The sequence below is a fragment of the Candidatus Dormiibacterota bacterium genome (assembly GCA_035532035.1).
Classification (GTDB): Bacteria; Vulcanimicrobiota; Vulcanimicrobiia; order Vulcanimicrobiales; family Vulcanimicrobiaceae; genus Tyrphobacter.
In genome coordinates this window covers 1-17,832 of the sequence record DATKRS010000004.1, presented here as the reverse complement: position 1 = coordinate 17,832, position 17,832 = coordinate 1, and the positions used below count along the sequence as shown (strand labels likewise).

Genomic DNA, 17,832 nt, shown 5'->3' with positions numbered 1-17,832 from the left:
AAAGGAGGCGCGTGATGCGCGAGTTCGACGTTCTGGTCGTCGGCACGGGAAGCGCGGGCAGCACGGCTGCGATGATGACGCGATCGCAGGGGCGTTCCGTCGCGATCGTCGATGACCGCGCGTACGGTGGGACCTGCGCGTTACGGGGCTGCGATCCGAAGAAGGTGCTCGTCGGCGCCGCAAGCATCGTCGACGACGCGACGCGCCTCGTTCCACTCGGCGCCGTCGACCGTGCACCCGTCATCGATTGGCCGGCGCTCGCGCGCTTCAAGCGCACCTTTACCGATCCCGTCCCGCCAGAGCGCGAGCGCGAGTACGGCGCCGCAGGGATCGTTACGCTGCACGGCCGGGCGCGGTTCGATGATCCGCAAACCGTGCGCGTCGGCGACGAGCGCGTGCGTGCCGGGCACGTCGTCATTGCCGCCGGTGCGCGCCCTCGCCACGTCGCCGACGGCGACGACGCCCTGTTGACCAGCGAGCAGTTTCTGGATCTGCAGGCCCTGCCCGGATCGTTGATCTTCGTCGGCGGCGGATACATCGCACTCGAGTTTGCTCACGTTGCCGCCCGCGCGGGCGCCAAGGTCACAATCGTGCACGCGCACGATCGCGTGCTGAGCGGATTCGATCCCGACGTCGTCGAGAGGCTCGTTGCAACGACCCGCGAGATCGGGATCGAGCTCGTTCTCAACGCGCCGGTACGGGCGGTCGCGCACGTGGACGGCGGCATCGTCGTGCGCGCGACCGCGCGCGGCGGCCAGCGCGAGCTTCGCGCCGAAGCAGGCGTACTCGCTGCCGGGCGCGTCGCCGACATCGACGAGTTGGCGCTCGATGCCGGCAACGTAGCGAGAACGCCGCGCGGCATCGCGGTGAACGCGTACCTGCAAAGCACGAGTAATCCCAACGTGTATGCAGCGGGCGATGCCGCCGACGGCGGCGCGCTCCCGCTGACGCCGATTGCCGGATACGAGGGTGAGATCGTCGCCGAGAACATTCTGCACGGGAACCGGCGCACGCTCGACACCGCGGGGTTGGCAAACGTGGTCTACACAATTCCGCCGCTCGGCACGACCGGCTTGACGCAGCAGCAGGCGCGCGAGCGCGGGATCGACGTCGAGGTGCACGTGGGCGACATGACGTCGTGGTATTCCTCGCGTCGCGTCGCCGCACGCGGTGCGTACTATAAAGTCGTCGTCGAGACGGGTTCGCGCACGATCGCCGGCGCCACGATCTTCGGCCCGCATGCGGAGGAGCAGATCAACATCTTGGCGCTCGCCGTGCGAGCCGGCTTGAACGCCGATCTGGTAGCCTCGACGCTCTTCGCGTACCCGACGGGCGCGTCCGATCTCGAGTACATGCTGCGTTCGTAGCTATCCGTGCGTGACGTCGACCTTCAAGTCAATCGCGATCGACGTTCCGACGACGGGCGCGCCGCCCGTCATTCCCCAGTGCGTTCGATCGATCGTCGCATTTGCTTCGTACGAGAGGCGCAGCGCGCTCCCGGCGCCGCTCTCTCCGACGTACCGTGCGCTCAGCGTGACGGGACGCGTAACGCCGTGCAGTGTCAGATTTCCAGTGACGGTGAAACGGCTTGCGTCGATGTCGGTGACGCTCGTGCTCTCGAACGTCATCGTCGGATACGCCGCAACGTCGAGAAAGCGTGCGGAGCGCAAGTCCGCATCGCGCGCGGTGTCGTGCGTGTCTACGCCCGCGGGGTCGAGCGTCGCTTTCAGTGAGGTCGGTATCGCGCTGCCCGGAGGAATCGTCAGCTCCGCGCTCTTGATCGGAATCGTGCCCGTGACCGTGGAGACGTAGAGGTGACCGGTACTGAAGGTCGCCGTAGAACGAGCGACGTCGGCAGTCCAGTTTTCGCCGGGCCCCGTCGCCGCAATGCAGGCAATGGCGAGTACCGCTGCAATCGTGACACTACGGCGCGTTTTCATGGAGCGGATTATAGCACGGATGTCGGCGAAAGCGGCGTCAGCGGCGGCATCGCGCGTTCCCAGGACGCGTCGTCGCGCGCAACCGCGGTGAGCCTGCGCACGGCGGGGATGAACGCAACGCCGCTCAGACGCTCTCGCCGTTGCGCGAGCGCCGCTTCCTTGGCCGGATCTCCGGTGCGAAAAACCGCCTGAGCGAGCGCGGGCCAGAGGCTCACGCTTCCCGAAATGCATCCCGCCGCGCCGTAGGCGCGAGCCTGCGCGAGATACGCCTCCGAGCCGGGGAAGACGGCGAATCCCTCGTGCCGCTCGATGACCTCTCGCTGGAGCGTCGTGTCGTTCGAGCTCTCCTTCATCCCGCAGATGATGCCCGCAAACGCATCGACGAGCCGGCGAACGAGCGGCGCACGTAGCGTGATACCGCTCATGCGCGGGAAGTTGTACAGCAGGATCCCACCGTTGCGCGGGTTCGAGCGCGCGAGCAGCGTGTCGAAGAACGCGAGGATTCCCTCGTCGCCGGCATCGCGATAGAAAAACGGCGGCAAGACGAGCGCCGCCGCAAACCCGAGATCGAAGGCGGCTCGCGTCAAGCGCACGGCGCCCGCGAGCGACGCCGCTCCGGTGCCGCAGGTGATGCGCTCGCGCGGCAAGCCGCTGCGCGCGATCGCTTCCATGAATCGCAGGCGTTGCTCGACGTCGAACGACATCGCTTCGCCGGTCGTGCCGAGGATGACGACGCCGTCGCACCCTTGGTCGAGAAGATCGCGGTAGTACGCCGTCGCCTTTTTCGCATCCGGCTCCAGGGACTCGGTCAAGGGCGTCAGAACCGCCGCGTGCACTCCGGGAAGCGTCACGAAAAGGCCGAGCGCCGCGAGATGATCTGGGCGTAGCGGGCGCTCGCCGCCGTCGCAACGCGCGTCAAGTTCGGATCGGTATCCAGATCGATGTGGTAGAGCCCGAAATCGCTATTCCCGTCGAACGGCAATCCCCACTCGCGATTCGACGTTATGCTCCAGCAGAGATACGCGTCGATTGGAACGCCGTCGATTGCCGCACGTTGCACGTTGGCGAGGTGGCGCGCGATGTATTCCGCGCGCGTGACGTCGTCGGCGCTCGTCACGCATCCGTTCTCGATGACGACGATCGGTTTGCCTGGAAAGTCCTCGTGCTGCTCGCAGAGGATGTCGTGCAGGATGTTCGGCCACACGGGGGCACGTGCGTAGCGGCACTGCGCGGCGTCGAATAGGCGCTCGAGCTGCGAAGGCCGTAGCGACGGGACGCCCCAGTAGTAATCGAAACCCACGTAATCCAGCGCTCCGACGCACTCGGCGGGACACAGGAACTGCGCCAAGCGTCCAGCCATGCCGAGATTCCACCAGTTCGTGCCGAGAATGGTGGCGAACATCGAGATCGCCTTACGAAAGCCGTCGAACCGGCGGCGCCACGAGCGCGTCGCGTCGATGCGCTCCTCGCCGTCGAGCGGCACGAACTCCACCTTCGGCTCCACGTCGCCGAAGATGCGGCGCGCAATGCTTCGCGCGAGATCCGGCTCAAGCCCCTCGTACTCACCGGAGGCAGTGCGCATGCACACTCCCGGTGACGCGCGAACGCCGACGCGAAGCGTGCCGCGCCGTACGATCGCCTCGACGGAAGCGTCGAGGCGTCGCCGCGCCGGCTCGCTCGGCGTGCCGCGTTGCCAGAGCTCACGCACGGCGGCGTTGACGACGTTAAGCAGCGTATGGCTGCCGAGTGCGACGGCGACGGCGTAGCCGCGAGCATACGGTTTCGAAAAGAGCACATGCGTCATCCGCTCTTGCGTCGGCTCGAGCTGCGCGATCGTCAGGTCGACGCGGCCCGAATCGAGAATCTGCGATTGCGAGAGCCGCTTGGCCTGCGCGCGCAAATCGTCGGCGCTCTTCAGACGCGTCGCCGCACGGTCGACCAGACGCTGCAGCCACCGCGGCAGACCGAGCACGAGCGGGTTGCTGCCGACGCGCGCAGCGGGACGAACGCGCCGTATGGCGGCGCGAGCGCGTGCGTGCGCCAGAAAGAGATTGGGGATGAGTGCTAGCAGCGCTTCCATTTGCTCTTCCGAGGTGGCGTGCGGGCCGAGCCCGGGCGGCATCGCGTACGTCCGCATGAACCACGGCTTCACGAAACCGTAGAGGAGTTGATTGGGCTCGTTGAGCGTGACGTAGTAATCGATCCGATCGCCGAGGCGCTCAGCGACCTCTCCCGCGTACGCTGCAAGACGATCGGGAAAGCGCGGGTCGAGCATCCCCGCACCGCCTCCGAGCGCCTGCACGTGCACGGGCCACGTATTGTGGTGGAGCGTTACGACCGTCGCCATGCCCGCAGCACGCATCGTGCCGAGCACGTCGCGATAGTGAGCAAACGCCTCCTCGTCCCAAACGCCTTCCGCCGGCTCGAGCCGCGCCCACGCGAGAGACAGGCGAAACGCCGTGCAGCCCAGACCGCGCGCGAGCTCCACGTCTTCGGGGTAGCGGTTCCAGAAGTCGGTGGCCCTGCCGCGAGGCGTCAGCTCCTGTTCGCGCTCCCAGACGTCGCGGATGTCGTCCCGACCGTCGTACGCTTCGCATTGATGGTCCGCGGTCGCAACGCCGAAGCGGAAATCGGGAGGAAACGGGTGCATGGATGGGAGCATACGCAGTCGAGATGCGATTTACCGGCAAGACGTGCATCATCACCGGGGGCGGTTCGGGAATCGGCCGCGCCACCGCGTTGCGCATGGCGGCTGAAGGCGGACGGGTCGCCGTCGCCGATTTGCGGCTCGATGCGGCCCAGGCCACCGTCGAGCAGATCCGTGCAGCCAAGGGAGAGGCGACGGCACTCCAGTGCGATGTGGGAGACGCAGCACAGGTGCAGGCCGCGATCTCCAAAACGGTAGCGACGTACGGCCAGGTCCACGTCATCGTCAACGACGCCGCGATGATGACGTTCGCGCCGATCGTCGACATCGCGGACGCAGACTTCTTCAAGGTCGTCACGACCAATCTCGGTTCGGTCTTTTTCTTTGCGAAGTACGGCGTACCGCACATGCCGCAGGGATCCGCGATCGTGAACCTGAGCTCGGTGCACGCCCACGCGACGACGGAGAACGTCGTTCCCTATGCGGCGTCGAAAGGCGCGATTGAGGCGTTTACGCGCGGCTTCAGCCTCGAGATGGCCACGCGCGGCATTCGCGTGAACGCGGTTGCGCCGGGCGCGGTCGACACGCCGATGCTGTGGAACAATCCGAACGTCAAGAGTGGCGCGGAGAAGATCACGGGCGCGGTCGGGCGGCCGGAGGATCTCGCTGCCGCGATCTGCTTCATGTCGTCGGACGATGCTGCGTTCGTCAACGGCGCGACGCTGATCGTCGACGGAGGACGTCTCGCGCTTCTTTAAGGAGTGTGCACGAACCGTGGCACAACAGGTGCCCTCGCGCGCGCTGGGAAACGCGAGATTGCGCATGGTGCAGCCGAGTTCGAGCAATGGCATCGTCGTTGTGCGTCTGCGCGGAGCGCCGAGCCGCGCGATCGTGGAAATGTTCGCACAGAGTTTTCCGCGACATCCGGTCGCGCGTCTAGAGCTGGCAATCGAGCGAGCTTTTTTTGACGCCTTTGCACGCAACGCCGCCCTCTTCGTCGCGTCCGACGGCGCGGACGACGTCGGCTTTCTTATCGGGGGAAGCACGCCCGAGCTCGACGCAACGCGCGTGCACTTCATTCGCGCGCACGCGTGGCGCATCGCGGCGTCCTCCGCGCGCGACGCATCGCTGCTGCGCCTTCTTCTGCCGCGCGTGAAGCCGGCCAAGCGTTTCGGGGCGGCACCGTACGCCGGCCACCAGCTGCGATTCGTCGCGGTGGCTCCCAATGCGCGTGACCGTGGCGTCGGCTCGCGCTTGGTTGCGGCGTTCGAAGAGTCGCTGGCCGGGACGCCCGGCTACCACGCGTGGACGCTGGCCGGCCCGCACGGTGCGTCGGGTTTCTTCAGCAAGCTCGGATTCCAGCGCGACGTAACGGTAGGCGCGCACCTACGCATGTGGCGTCGCCTGGACGAAGCGGACCGGGAGTCTACGCGGGAGCCGGACGCACCAGCCTGAGCGCAATCCCGGCCGAGATCCACGCCAGGATCGCACAGGTCATCATTGCGTCGCGGAAACCGATTGCGTACGATCGATCGACGGAGCGCTGCGCAGCTGCACGCAGCGCTCGAGGGATGCCGCGATCCGGGGCGCGCCCACTGAGCAGCGAGCTCTTTTCGAGCACGTGCCGTACCGCGGGCGGAAGACCGCCGTCGCTGCGCCGCAGCGCCTGATGCGTCGACGAAACGATCACGATGCCGAGGAGCGCGATCGCGAGCAAGCCGGCAGCGCGGGAGACCGCGTTATTGATGCCGGAAGCGCTCCCCGCCAGCTCCAGCGGTGCGGAGTTCATGACCGTCGTGGTAAGCGGTGCGACGAACGTCGACGCGCCGATTCCTACGAGCAGCACGGCGGGAAAGAACGCGCTCCAATAGCTGCCGCCGATGCCTGCGAACCCGAGCGCGGCAAAGCCGAGGCCCGCGACGAGCGCGCCCAGAGCAAGCGGAATGCGCGCACCGATACGCGTCGCCAACGCTCCCGACCAGCGCGACGAAAGGGCCATCAGGAGAATCATCGGCAGCAGTGCCGCCCCGGCGACGACCGGCGCGTAGTGCTGAACGTTGATCAGATCGAACGGAACGAAGAACAAGGCCGCACCGAGCGCCGCGTACAGCAGCAGCGTATAGAGATTCGCCACCGCGAAGCCAGGCGACGCAAAAATCTCCAGCGGAACCATCGGCGCGGAAACGCGATGCTCGAGGTACGCGAACAGGCCGAACAGCGCCAGGCCGCCCGCGACCGCGGCAAAACCCACCATCTCTACGTGCGTGCCCTGCAGCACGATGAAGCCGTACGTGAGCAGCCCGAGCGCTGCCGTGACGATCGCCGCCCCCGACCAGTCGATGCGCCGTCCGCTTCGTTCGTCGCGGCTCTCAGCGACGTAGCGACGCGTGACGACGACGATCGCGAGCGCGATCGGGAGGTTGATGACGAACACGAAGCGCCACGACACGGCTTGCACGAGCCAGCCGCCCAGCAGCGGCCCGATCGCCATCGTCGCGGCGAGAAAGCCCGACCACGTCCCTATGGCGGCGCCGCGGCGGCGCTCGTCAAATGACGCCGCGATCAGCGCGAGACTCTCCGGCACCAGCAAGGCGCCGCCGATTCCTTGTAGGCAGCGCGCGGCGATCAGCTCGGCGATCGTCTGCGAGAGAGCGCACCCCGCAGATGCGCCGGCAAAGACGAGCACGCCCAACAAGAACATCCGCCGCCGCCCCAGATGATCTCCAAGCGATCCGCCGACGAGGATCAGCGCGCAGAGAAACAGGGAGTAACCCTCGACGACCCATTGTATCGCATCTGCGCCGGCATGCATTTCGCGCTGCAGTACGGGAAGCGCTACGTTGACGGCCGTTGCATCGATACCGGGCATCGCGGATCCTAAAATCGTCGCAAGGAGCACCCAAGCGGATCCCGTGGCATCGTATGCGGGGTGCTTCGGCACGCTGGAAGGCGGCCGGTCGTCGCAAGGGAGTCTGACGTACACAACCTTACCTCGAGATCAGAGGATGCCCTATTTTCGCGTTCATTCCACGGTCAGGGAGAGCAGTGCTCCGCCCACGATTCCACGACGAAGGTCTCCAAGAATTGTCCTCGTTCGGCGGTATATTCGAAGACACCCCACGTGTGGGCACCGTGCGATTCCTTTCTCGAACGAGGTACGGCGTGCGTCAGGCGGAGGCACAGTGTATGTTTACAAAGCTAGCGCGCGGGCAGCCCCGACTCTTCGATGGCAAGTGCGACCGCGATGTAATCGGCGTCGCTGAGTCCAGCTCCTACCGCGCGTTCAAAACTCGGCAGCACGCAGTCAAGAATCGGTGCTGGTGCGTCCACTTTTGCGTACGCGGCCTCAGCGAGCCGGAGATCTTTGAGGAGCGCGCCGACGGAGAATCGAGGCTTCGAGTCTCGCTCGAGCAGCTGCTCCTTCTTGCCCGGGGCACGCGCGAACGCGTGGAGGATCATTTCGATCGCGAGCGCTCGATCGACGCCCGCGCGGTCGCTTACGCGCAAGAGTTCGCCGGCCGCTTCGGCGATGATGCCCAAAACCGAATTGCTCGCAAGTTTGACGTAACCGCTTGCCAGCGGCGATCCCGTGTACGTGACAGTCGACGCCATCGCTTCGAGGAGCAGGTTGGCGCGATCGTACGCCTGTTGCGTACCGCCCGGCAGCGTAATGAGCGCACCGGCGCGGGCCTCCGTTATGCTCCCGATAACCGGACACGCGAGAAAGTCGATCTCGCGTTGTGCCGCCGCCTGCGCGAGCATTTCGTACATCTGCGGTGAGAGCGTCGACGACTCGACGACGAGCTGGCCTTTTTTCGCGGCAGGAATGATTTGGCTGAGCGTAACCTCTCGAGCGACCGCATCGTCCCAAAGCATCGCGATAACGGCATCGACTCCGCTTACGAGTGATGCGATGTCCGGGCAAACGACCGCGCCCGCCGAGGCGAGTTCTTCTGCAGTCGCCGTCGTTCTGTTCCACACCGATACCGAATAGCCGTGATCGAGGAGATTGCACGCGATCGCGCTTCCCATCTTGCCGAGGCCGGCAACTCCAACGCGCTTCATACGGCACTCGTCTCGAGTGGCGGCGCCATGAATTCGGGACCGATCGGATCGGTCACCTCGCCGTCCACGATGCGCTCGATCTCACGCTTCGATGCATCATCGAGCGCAAACCCGAGCGCGCCGGAGAGCGCATCGACTTGATCCGGCCGCCTGGCGCCCCAGAGCGCGACGCTGATCCAGGGCTGATCCAACACCCACCGTAGCGCGAGATGGATGACGCGCCTGCCGAAGCGCTCGCGCGCCAAGGCGTCGAGGCGCTCGACCGCGCGCAGATACTGCGCGAAGCGAGGCGGTTGAAACTTGGGATCGTCGCGTCGAAGATCGTCGCCGGTGAACACAGAGTCGGCGCGCATGCGGCCACTGAGCAGCCCGCGGCAGATCGCTCCATACGTCAGCGCCGCGATTCCATGTTCTTTCGCGTACGGCAACACATCGCGTTCCGCTCCACGCTCGAAGAGGTTGTATGGCGGCTGCACGGTATGCAGCGGCGCAAAGCGCCTAAACGCGTCCATCTGTATAGGCGAAAAGTTGCTTACGCCGATGGCGCGGATCTTGCCGCTGCGGTAGAGCGCATCCATCGCCGTCGCCGTCTCTTCCATCGGAACCCTGGGATCGGGCCAATGCACTTGATAGATGTCGATGTAATCGGTTCTGAGGCGCCGCAGCGAATCTTCAACCTCCTGTTGAATGCGCGCCGCCGAGGCGTCACGCGTGACGCCGCCGCGATCGTCCCATCGCAGACCGACTTTCGTAGCGACGGTCACGCGCTCTCGCCGCCCGGACAGGGCCCGACCGACGACCTCCTCCGAATGTCCCTGTCCATAGACAGGAGCGGTGTCGATGAGCGTGATGCCGGCATCGAACGCTCGAGCGATCGTAGCAATAGCCGCATCGTCGTCAGCGCCTCCCCACATCCATCCGCCCATCGCCCACGTTCCGAGGCCGATGCGTGAAGGGCACAGCCCCGTGTCTGCTACCTGCGTGAACTCCATAACGCCACCTCCGGAAGCCGCTGAACGCTCTTTCTACGAATGCATCGGCCGCTGCTAGCCATGAAGACGGCTGGATGCTTCATTATGCTCGGTTCCAGTTGGCTCGGTCGTGAAATGAGCTACAGGGAGGCGGCGGCATCTCCGGAGGCGTCGTCGATATTCGTGATCTGGTCGCCTCCGTGGATCAGCTCCCGCACCGGCGGTTCGCCTTCGCGGAGGGGGGCCGAGAAGACGGCATAGTGCCGATGCCCGTGCCCGTGGTCATCGCTGGCGCGTAGGACCCCTGCGAGAACGCGCCCATCGGCAAGAGTCACGCGAGCGGGCTTGCCGACATAGGGGTTGATTTCTTGATCGGTCATATTCGTGAAGTCGCTTCAAGGCCACCGCAGGTTTCACCCGCATGCGGTCAGCTACTGTGACCGGCGGCGTTCAAGATCAGAATCCGTGATCTCGTTCGGAAGCGAAATCAAAGACGGAGCCCGACGCGGAGATCGAGGCGAGCCGAAAGCAAAAATGGTGGAGCTGTCGGGGTGCTGCCCCCCGAGTCCGAGAATCCCGGCTGCCGCTTTCTCCAGGCTCAGCTTCGCATTTGTTTTTGAGCGAGCGTACGCCCCGAAGCCGGGCTTAGCACTCGCCGTAGATCCTTAGGTTCGCGAAGGCGGCGGATCGATTGCCTTCGCTAGCCGGATTTCATGGCGGTCGGCGAGATGGCTCCGGCAGCCTCTCGCGTCCCGTGGCTACGCTAGATTAGGCAGCCAGTGCGTAGGTATTGTCGGCAGATATTGCCGTTGCGATCGTTTTAGGAGAGCTCGCAACTCCGCCTGCTTGCGTCAACCGCGGATGTTCCCGTCGAACCTATCTCAGCCCCGCGGACACCTATTCTAACACACCCGAGCAAGCGCCGGTTTCGCACCGGTCGTGAAGGCCCGGTGAAGAGGCTTCATCGGTTCGTCACAGCCTCCGGGTATACTCTGATCCATGCCCAGCTATGGAAATCAGGTAAAAACCACACTCCCGTATTCGGCGGCCGTCGAGCGCGTCAAGGCCCTCCTCAGGGAAGAAGGCTTCGGCGTGCTCTGCGAGATCGACGTCGCAGCAACGGTTCGAGAAAAACTCGGCGAGACGTTTCGTCCGTATTGCATCCTCGGCGCGTGTAATCCTCAGCTCGCACATCGTGCGATCTCGGCCGAACCGCAGATCGGTCTGCTGCTCCCGTGCAACGTCGTCGTTCAAGAATTGGACGGCGCGACGTCGGTCTCCGCGGTCGATGCGGGCGCGATGCTCGCGATCGTGGGGAACCCGCAGTTGGACGGCGTCGCGAGCGATGTGAACGCGCGCCTAAAACGCGTGCTCGACGCGATCTCGTCAACGTAGGGCGCGTTTCGCGCCGTTGCCTGACGTCGGCGGCAAACGCTCCGCGGGAGAGAAGCCTGCGATAGCCGCGCGAATACGATCCGCCTCGTCCCGCAACGAAAGCGTGAGCGCTTTGAGCTCGGCGGAGGCCGCCGCGATTCCCTCGCCGCGGCTGGCAACGGCCTGCACGTCCTCGATCGTCGATCGCGCTGCCTGTTGACCTTGCGCCGAGGAACCGCGTAAATCTCCCGCCAGCTTCGCAAGAGTCTTCGCGAGCTGCGCGTTGTCCGACGTTAGGCGCTCGACCAGACGGGTCGAGTCGACCAGCGAGTCGGTGGCGCCTTTTTGCTCGCGCTGCGCGAGCACGACGGCGTCGATCCGCGCGCGTACGGCCTTCACGTTGTCCACGATCTGCACGAGAGCTCGTGCGACTTGCGACGTCTTGACGCGCCCGTGCGCGACGGCTTCGTTTCCACGCCTCGCGACGAACACGGCGCGATCGATCTCTTGCTGCACCGCGCGAATCAACGTCGAGATCTCGCGCGTAGCGGTCGCCGACGAATCGGCAAGCTTGCGAATCTCGTCGGCAACGACCGCGAACCCTCGCCCGTGCTCGCCCGCACGCGCCGCCTCGATTGCAGCGTTGAGCGCGAGAAGATTCGTCTGATCCGCTATCTCGTCGATTTTCTCGGTGATCGACCCGATCTGCTCGGACGTCAGGCGAAGGGAATCGATCCCTGAGACCAGCTCACTCATCACGACTTCCGTGTCTTGCGCGGTGCGGTCGGCCTCGGTGATGGCGAGTGCGGCGTCGTCGGCGCTGCGTCCCGCGGACTCGAAGATGTCGCGCGCGTCCCCGGCAGCGTCGATCGTTGCGGCCGCCGTGCGCGTGAGCTGGTCGAGCCCGGCAGCATTGTTCTGCGCGGCCGCTCCCAAGCGTTCTGCAGTGTCTTTCGCGCGCGCCGCCATCGACGAAAGGTCGACCGCGCCTTCGGCAACGCCGGCAACGGTTTCGTCGAGCGTCCCGACGGTGAGCACGGCGCGCGCGAGGTCGGTTGCGTTCGCGCGAGCGTCGCCTGCGAACTCTTCCGCGCGCACGCGCAGTGCGTCGGCGGAGTTCTCGAGCAGCTCTGCCGTCGTGCGCACGTCGCTCACCACCGTACGCATCGCGTCGACGACCTTGCGGAAGGCGATCGCAACCATGTCGCGATCGCTGCTCGGGACGAGCTGCACCGAAAGATCGCCGCCTGCAAGGCGCTCGCCGCCGCTCGCGAGCCTGCCGAGTGCGGCATTCGCGTCGGCCACCGCGGCCACGAGCAGCCCCGCCTCGTGGGGCACGCGCGGCTCGCCGAAGAGACCCGGGTCTTCGACGATGTCGCCGGCGCGAAATCGCTCGAGCAACGAGACCGTGCGCAAGATGGGACGCGCGATCGAACGAGAGAGCGCGTGGGTCGCGAGGAGGCCGACGGCGAGAATGACGACGAAGAGCGCGGCTGCGTCCCACGCCCCTTCGCGCAGCACGGCGGAAGCGCTGCTCCGGCCCGAAACGAAGTCGCCGAACAAACGCACGCCGGCGCCGGACATCGTGGCGACGAGCACCGCGACGACCATGAACACCACGATCGTGAAACGGCGACCGATTCCGCCTCTCGACCGCCCGGCGAGCGGCGGAGCGCGATCGCGGACGCGGCAAAGGATCGCGATGAGATCGGCAACCAGCGTCTCGGCGTTGAGCGTGCTGAGTACCACGTCGATTGCCGCTCCAGCGAAAGCCGCGAAAACGCCTACGCCAAGGTTCTTGGCGAGGGGCAGACCTGCCAATGCGTTTGCGCCTCCGACGACCACGATTGCGCCGACGACATAACACGCGACGTAGATCGCCGCTACGTGCCACGCGAAGTTTCGTAGGCGCCGGACCGCCGACGGGAAGTCCAGGGCGGATTCGTCGGCGAGCCTACGCCGGACGTAGGACAGCTCGTGCCGGTCGACGACCGAGGCCAGCCAATACGCGACCGTGCCGAACGCGGCGATGAGGACCGCGACGTACAGCAGCTCGAGCGCAGAGAAGTTGCCAAGGACGGCGGCGATGATGCCGACGCACGAGAGCGCGGCGAGGCCGCTGCGCCACATGCCGCGCTGGAAAGCGCGTACGCGTTGTCGAAACTCCCGCGCGGCCGACGCCACCGTTTCGGAATCCATGCTTCCGGCCGGTATTCTCGGTGGAGGATTACGCATCATTCGCCGTGGCGCGCCTCCAGCGCACTCTTTACGCGCGCGGCGAGCGCGGGCGTCATCCCCTTCACCGCAGCGATCTTGTCGAGTGGAGCCCGCTCGATCTCCGCGACCGAACCGAATGCGGTCAACAGACGCCGCCTGCGCACCGGACCGACATTCTCGAGCGCGTCGAGCGCGGAACGCGTCATGGCTTTGCGCCGGCGCTCCCGGTGAAAGGTCACAGCAAACCGGTGAGCTTCGTCACGAATCCGCATGACGAGATGCAGCCCCGCCGAGTTCGGCGAAAGGACGACCGGCTCGGAAGAGCCCGGTACGTACAGCCACTCGTGCTCTTTTGCGAGCCCCGCCACCGGGATACCCGTCATGTCGAGCTCCTCCAGGACGTCGACGACGGCCGACAGTTGCCCTTTTCCGCCGTCGATGAGCAGCAGGTCCGGGGTTTTGTCGAAGCGCTCGCGCATTGCGAGATGGCGCGGCGGATCGCCGTCGACGTCCTCGTCGGTCGCGTGGCGAAGGTAACGCAGCCTACGCCGCAGCGTCTCCTGCATCATTGCGAAATCATTCGCGCCGCGATCGTACTGGATCTTGAACTTTCGGTAGTCGCTCTTCTTCGCCCGTCCTTCGACGAAGACGACCATCGACGCGACGGGGTGAGCACCCTGGATGTTCGAGATGTCGTAGCATTCGACACGGTGCGGCGGACGCGGCAACTCGAGCGCATCGGCGAGCTCCGTGAGCGAGCGCGCCTGGGCCGACTCCTGCACCTCTTGATGCGCGAGGAACGCGCGAAGATTCTGCTCCGCATTCTCACGCACCAGCGCCAAATACTCCGCTCGTGGCCCGCGCTGCGGTCGTACCGTCCGCACGCGCGCGCCCTTCAGCGTAGAAAGCCACGCCTCGATCGTCTCGCGCTCGTCGGGTATCGTTTCCAGCAGGATCTCTTTGGGAATCGCGGCGCTCGCGAGTGCCGCGTCGCCACGCCGTCGCAGCGGCACCGGCGCTTCGTTCTCGCGCGCGTTTCGCGTGGGAAACGCCGAAGCCCCCTTCGCTTCCGGCGCGCTCGCTGTTCGCGCCGTGTAAAACTGCTTCAAGAACTCCGCCGCCAAGAACGCCTCGCTTTGGTCCGCGACGCCGTCGAGGACGAATCGCTCCTGCCCGATGAGCTTGCCGCCGCGCACGAAAAATACTTGTACGCACGCCTGCCCTTGCGCGCGCGCGACGGCAACGAGGTCCATGTCGAGCCGCGATTTCCACACGACCTTCTGCGACTCGGTCACGCGGCGAATGTGCACGATGCGATCGCGAATGTGCGCGGCAGCCTCGAAATGCAGTGCTTCGGCTGCGCCTTTCATCTCGCGTTGCAGACGCACCAAGAGCGAGTCCTGCTTACCTTCCAAAAAGAGCACGACTTCGTCGATCATCGCATCGTATTGCGCCTCGGATTGAAAGCCGACGCACGGGGCGAGGCAGCGTTTGATATGGTACTGCAAGCACGGGCGTTTGCGGCGCCCGTCGATGGGCTCGCGGCACGTACGCAATGGGAACACCAAGCGGACGAGGTCGATCAGCTCGCGCAGCGCCTGCGCGTTCGTATACGGCCCGAAGTAGCGCGCGCCGTCGTCTTTCACGACCCGCGTGAAGACGATACGTGGAAACGCCTCGTTCGTGACCTTGAGATACGGATAGCGTTTATCATCGCGCAGACGCACGTTGAAGGCGGGCTGGTGCCGCTTGATAAGGTTCGCTTCGAGGATCAGCGCTTCGATTTCGTTCGTGACGACGATCGTTCGAACGTCCGCGACGCGCTCGATCATCGCAGCGATGCGCGGATGGTGCGCGGCACGCTCTTGAAAGTACGAACGTACGCGGTTGCGCAGCGAGACCGCCTTCCCGATGTAGAGCGTCTCTGCGTCCTTCGCAAGCATCATGTAGACCCCGGGAGCGTCGGGAATCTGCGCGAGCGTGCTCTCGAGCTGCGCCGTCACGGACGGGAGCGAGGCGTGCGGCGTCCGCGCGCGCGGGCAATCAGCGCGAGAGTGGCGGCGAGCACGACGGCCCCCGACACGATCGCGTACTTCCACCGATCGAGCGCCGGCAGAACGCTATCGAGCCGAGATCCTAGAGCATAGCCGAGCAGCGCCAGGCCGCCGCAGAAGATCGCCGAGCCGAGCAGCGTCCACACGTAGAACGGCATGAGATCCATTTCGGCGACGCCGGCGACGAAGGGCGACAAACCGCGCACCATCGGAATGAAGCGGCAGATGAAGACGGCAAAGCTTCCCCAGCGCTCGAAGAAGGCGTGCACTGCGTCGAGCCGCTCGTGGTGGAACCCGACGTACTTGCCATAGCGCTCGGCCACGGTGCGCCCGCCAAAGCGGCCCACGGCGTAGCCGAGCGTCCCGCCGACGAGCTCGCCGCCGAGCGCCGAGACGAAGACGAGCGCGAGGCTCAGATGGCCTTTTGCGACCAGCGCGCCAGCCGTCGGAACGAGCACTTCGGCGCCGGCCGGAAAGCCGACGTTGCCGAGCGTCAGTCCGACGAACAGGCCTAAGTAGCCATAGTGATGGACGAGCGCGAGGACCGCGTTCTGAAAGTGCATCAACGTCGATAGCTATTCGGCGGCCGGTGCCGTGTTTCGTGTAGCCAGCCTGCGCAGCACCTGCGCGGCCGTACTCCCTCCCTCCGCGCGCAGCGCGTTGAAGAGGTCGAGCGGCGTCACCTCGCGACCCGCCGCCGCTTGCTCGGCCAAGGTGACGATCGTGCGCACGCGCGGCGTCACCAATATTCCCTCCCAGAGCCGCTCCCCGGCATTGCCAAGACAGCGGCGCACCTCCGCGTAAACCTCGTGAAGGTCTATGCCGGATGCGCCGAGTGCAGAGAGGACGGCCGGGTCGCGCTCCTCCAAGAGCGCCGCGAGCAAATGCTCGGCACCGATGAAGTAGTCGTTGTGGTTCCGAGACTCTTGCTCGGCCGCCCGAACGACGCGCCACGACGCGGGAGTGAAGTGCGAAAACAACCGGTGAGCCGGGTCCTTTTACGGAGCAGCGGGAGGAACTTCGGGGCGACTGGATTCGAACCAGCGACCTCATCGTCCCGAACGATGCGCTCTACCAAGCTGAGCCACGCCCCGAGGGATGGAGAGGTTTCGCAGCCGCCGGCTCGCAGGCCTCTCTTGCCTTGTTCGCTCGCTCGAGAGGCCCCGCGCAAGGGGCGGCGCCGTCGCAGCATGAAGGTCACGAGGCGCACATGAGATTCCTAATCGTCGGGTGCGGTCGCGTAGGCTCCGCGCTCGCGAAACTCCTCGATGCTGACGGCCACGAAGTGATCGTCGTCGATGAGAACCCTAACGCATTCAAGCGGCTCGGCCAGAAGTTTCGCGGTCACATGGTCGTCGGCAACGGCATTGACTACGAAGTCTTGAGGAACGCCGGCGCTGATTCGGCAGACGGTTTCGTCGCCGTCACCGACGGCGATAATCGCAACATCATGGCGGCGCTCATCGCGCAGCGCATGTTCGAGATCAAGCGTATCGTTGCGCGGATCTACGACCCGCCCCGCGGACAGATGTATCGGGAGCTGGGCGTGGAGACCGTCTGCCCGACAACCGTTGGCGCCAAGCTGATTCGCGATCGGCTGGTCGACGCGCCGTGGAACGGCATGCAGCCGTTCGATTACGGACGTTTGACCGCGCTCTGCGCGGTGGTCGGAAACGAGGCTGCAGGCCGGCGCGTCTCGGAGATCGAGTCGCGCGGGCGCATTCGCATCAGCGCGATTCGCCGCGGACCGGGGAAGGCGGTCGTTGCGACCGACGACGCGGTGCTCGAGCGCGGGGATGAAGTGCAGGCCGTCGTCGCACCGGACGCCATCAGCGATTTTGCGAAGCTCTTCAAAGAGGCGACGCGCGCCGAGGTTCCGGCATAGTGTTCATCCTCGTCGTCGGCGGAGGGAAAGTCGGCTCCTATCTCACGCGAGCGCTCATTGGTGCCGGCCACGAGGTCGTCGTCATCGAGAAGAACGAGCGCAAGGCGAGGATGCTCGAGCGTCTCATCGATCGGCAGGTCGCCGTCGTCGGAGACGGGTGCGACCCAATCGTGCTCGAAGGCGCCGGCCTCGAGCGCGCGGACGTCGTGGTCGCCGATACGGGCGACGACGAAGACAATCTCGTCGTCGCGCTCATCACGAAGAAGCGATCGAAGGCGCGCTGCATCGCCCGGGTTAACAATCCGCGCAACCGCCAGATATTCGAGTCCCTCGATCCTAAGGATCCCGTCACCGTCATTTCGTCGACGGAGATCATCCTCGACGTGCTGCAAGATTACGTCAACGCTGCAGGTAACGCGCCGGCCGTCGAGACGCTACATCTGTTCGGCAAGGGCGATCTGCGACTCGTCAAGGTCAGCGTTCCACCGCATTCGCCGCTCGCGGGGAAGCCACTCTCCGAGGTGCAGTTTCCACACGGTTCCGTCGTCGTTGCCATCAACCGCGCCGAGCGAGACTTCGAGATTCCGACCGGCGACACGGTGCTGCGGCCCGGAGACGAGATCATCGCGATCGTGAAGAGCGGCGCGGCCGAGCGAATGTTCGAGCTGTTCGGCGCGCC

17 protein-coding genes, 1 tRNA gene and 1 other RNA gene are annotated in these 17,832 nt (G+C 65.5%); 6 read left to right on the top strand and 13 right to left on the bottom strand.

Going from position 1 to position 17,832, the window contains the following annotated elements:
• Positions 1-14: 14 nt before the first annotated feature.
• Positions 15-1,367, top strand: coding sequence for an NAD(P)/FAD-dependent oxidoreductase (locus VMV82_00725; protein ID HUY40079.1), 1,353 nt, complete (start codon positions 15-17; stop codon positions 1,365-1,367).
• On the opposite strand, the gene VMV82_00720 is transcribed toward VMV82_00725, so the two are convergent.
• From VMV82_00720 to VMV82_00710, 3 genes are read right to left on the bottom strand one after another with little or no spacing between them, the layout of a single operon-like run.
• On the bottom strand, positions 1,368-1,940 hold the full coding sequence (locus VMV82_00720) for a YceI family protein (protein HUY40078.1): 573 nt from the start codon (positions 1,938-1,940) through the stop codon (positions 1,368-1,370).
• A gap of 8 nt (positions 1,941-1,948) precedes the next feature.
• Complete coding sequence (locus VMV82_00715) at positions 1,949-2,791, bottom strand: dihydrodipicolinate synthase family protein (GenBank protein ID HUY40077.1); 843 nt, start codon at positions 2,789-2,791, stop codon at positions 1,949-1,951.
• Positions 2,788-4,590, bottom strand: coding sequence for a family 1 glycosylhydrolase (locus VMV82_00710; protein ID HUY40076.1), 1,803 nt, complete (start codon positions 4,588-4,590; stop codon positions 2,788-2,790). The genes VMV82_00715 and VMV82_00710 overlap by 4 nt, the downstream gene beginning before the upstream one ends.
• Before the next feature lie 2 nt (positions 4,591-4,592).
• Here VMV82_00710 and VMV82_00705 point away from each other — a divergent pair, with 2 nt between their 5' ends.
• Together VMV82_00705 and VMV82_00700 are read left to right on the top strand one after the other, a co-directional pair.
• Complete coding sequence (locus VMV82_00705; GenBank protein HUY40075.1) at positions 4,593-5,345, top strand: SDR family oxidoreductase; 753 nt, start codon at positions 4,593-4,595, stop codon at positions 5,343-5,345.
• Between the two features lie 64 nt (positions 5,346-5,409).
• Entirely contained in the window at positions 5,410-6,042 is a 633-nt protein-coding gene (locus tag VMV82_00700) for a GNAT family N-acetyltransferase (GenBank protein HUY40074.1), read from the top strand.
• Here VMV82_00700 and VMV82_00695 read toward each other — a convergent pair.
• The 5 genes from VMV82_00695 to ssrA form a co-directional block, all read right to left on the bottom strand.
• A complete protein-coding gene (locus VMV82_00695; protein ID HUY40073.1) occupies positions 6,014-7,456 on the bottom strand; it encodes an MFS transporter in 1,443 nt (480 codons plus the stop codon). The genes VMV82_00700 and VMV82_00695 overlap by 29 nt on opposite strands.
• A gap of 329 nt (positions 7,457-7,785) precedes the next feature.
• On the bottom strand, positions 7,786-8,652 hold the full coding sequence (locus tag VMV82_00690; GenBank protein ID HUY40072.1) for an NAD(P)-dependent oxidoreductase: 867 nt from the start codon (positions 8,650-8,652) through the stop codon (positions 7,786-7,788).
• Positions 8,649-9,644 carry an aldo/keto reductase gene (locus VMV82_00685; GenBank protein HUY40071.1) on the bottom strand — a complete coding sequence of 332 codons (996 nt, stop codon included), beginning with the start codon at positions 9,642-9,644 and terminating at the stop codon, positions 8,649-8,651. Before VMV82_00685 ends, VMV82_00690 begins: the two co-directional genes overlap by 4 nt.
• Positions 9,645-9,763: 119 nt before the next feature.
• Positions 9,764-10,003 carry a hypothetical protein gene (locus VMV82_00680; protein HUY40070.1) on the bottom strand — a complete coding sequence of 80 codons (240 nt, stop codon included), beginning with the start codon at positions 10,001-10,003 and terminating at the stop codon, positions 9,764-9,766.
• Positions 10,004-10,158: 155 nt separating this feature from the next.
• Positions 10,159-10,512, bottom strand: a transfer-messenger RNA (tmRNA) gene (gene ssrA / locus VMV82_00675).
• Positions 10,513-10,622: 110 nt separating this feature from the next.
• On the opposite strand from ssrA, the gene VMV82_00670 reads away from it, so the two are divergent.
• Positions 10,623-11,018, top strand: coding sequence for a DUF302 domain-containing protein (locus VMV82_00670; protein ID HUY40069.1), 396 nt, complete (start codon positions 10,623-10,625; stop codon positions 11,016-11,018).
• Here VMV82_00670 and VMV82_00665 read toward each other — a convergent pair.
• From VMV82_00665 to VMV82_00645, 5 genes are all read right to left on the bottom strand, one after another.
• Positions 11,010-13,196 (bottom strand): methyl-accepting chemotaxis protein, encoded by a 2,187-nt coding sequence (locus tag VMV82_00665; GenBank protein ID HUY40068.1) that lies wholly within the window; start codon positions 13,194-13,196, stop codon positions 11,010-11,012. The genes VMV82_00670 and VMV82_00665 overlap by 9 nt on opposite strands.
• 35 nt (positions 13,197-13,231) lie before the next feature.
• Entirely contained in the window at positions 13,232-15,217 is a 1,986-nt protein-coding gene (gene uvrC, locus VMV82_00660) for an excinuclease ABC subunit UvrC (GenBank protein ID HUY40067.1), read from the bottom strand.
• On the bottom strand, positions 15,214-15,831 hold the full coding sequence (locus tag VMV82_00655; protein ID HUY40066.1) for a DedA family protein: 618 nt from the start codon (positions 15,829-15,831) through the stop codon (positions 15,214-15,216). The genes uvrC and VMV82_00655 overlap by 4 nt, the downstream gene beginning before the upstream one ends.
• A gap of 12 nt (positions 15,832-15,843) precedes the next feature.
• A complete protein-coding gene (locus VMV82_00650; GenBank protein HUY40065.1) occupies positions 15,844-16,248 on the bottom strand; it encodes a Clp protease N-terminal domain-containing protein in 405 nt (134 codons plus the stop codon).
• A 40-nt stretch (positions 16,249-16,288) separates the two neighbouring features.
• Positions 16,289-16,362: transfer RNA gene (locus VMV82_00645), tRNA-Pro, on the bottom strand.
• 116 nt (positions 16,363-16,478) lie between these two features.
• Between VMV82_00645 and VMV82_00640 the strand changes: the two genes are divergently transcribed.
• Positions 16,479-17,153 (top strand): TrkA family potassium uptake protein, encoded by a 675-nt coding sequence (locus tag VMV82_00640; protein ID HUY40064.1) that lies wholly within the window; start codon positions 16,479-16,481, stop codon positions 17,151-17,153.
• Positions 17,153-17,832: TrkA family potassium uptake protein (locus VMV82_00635; GenBank protein ID HUY40063.1), on the top strand; the 680-nt coding region annotated here is incomplete at its 3' end. The genes VMV82_00640 and VMV82_00635, both read left to right, overlap by 1 nt.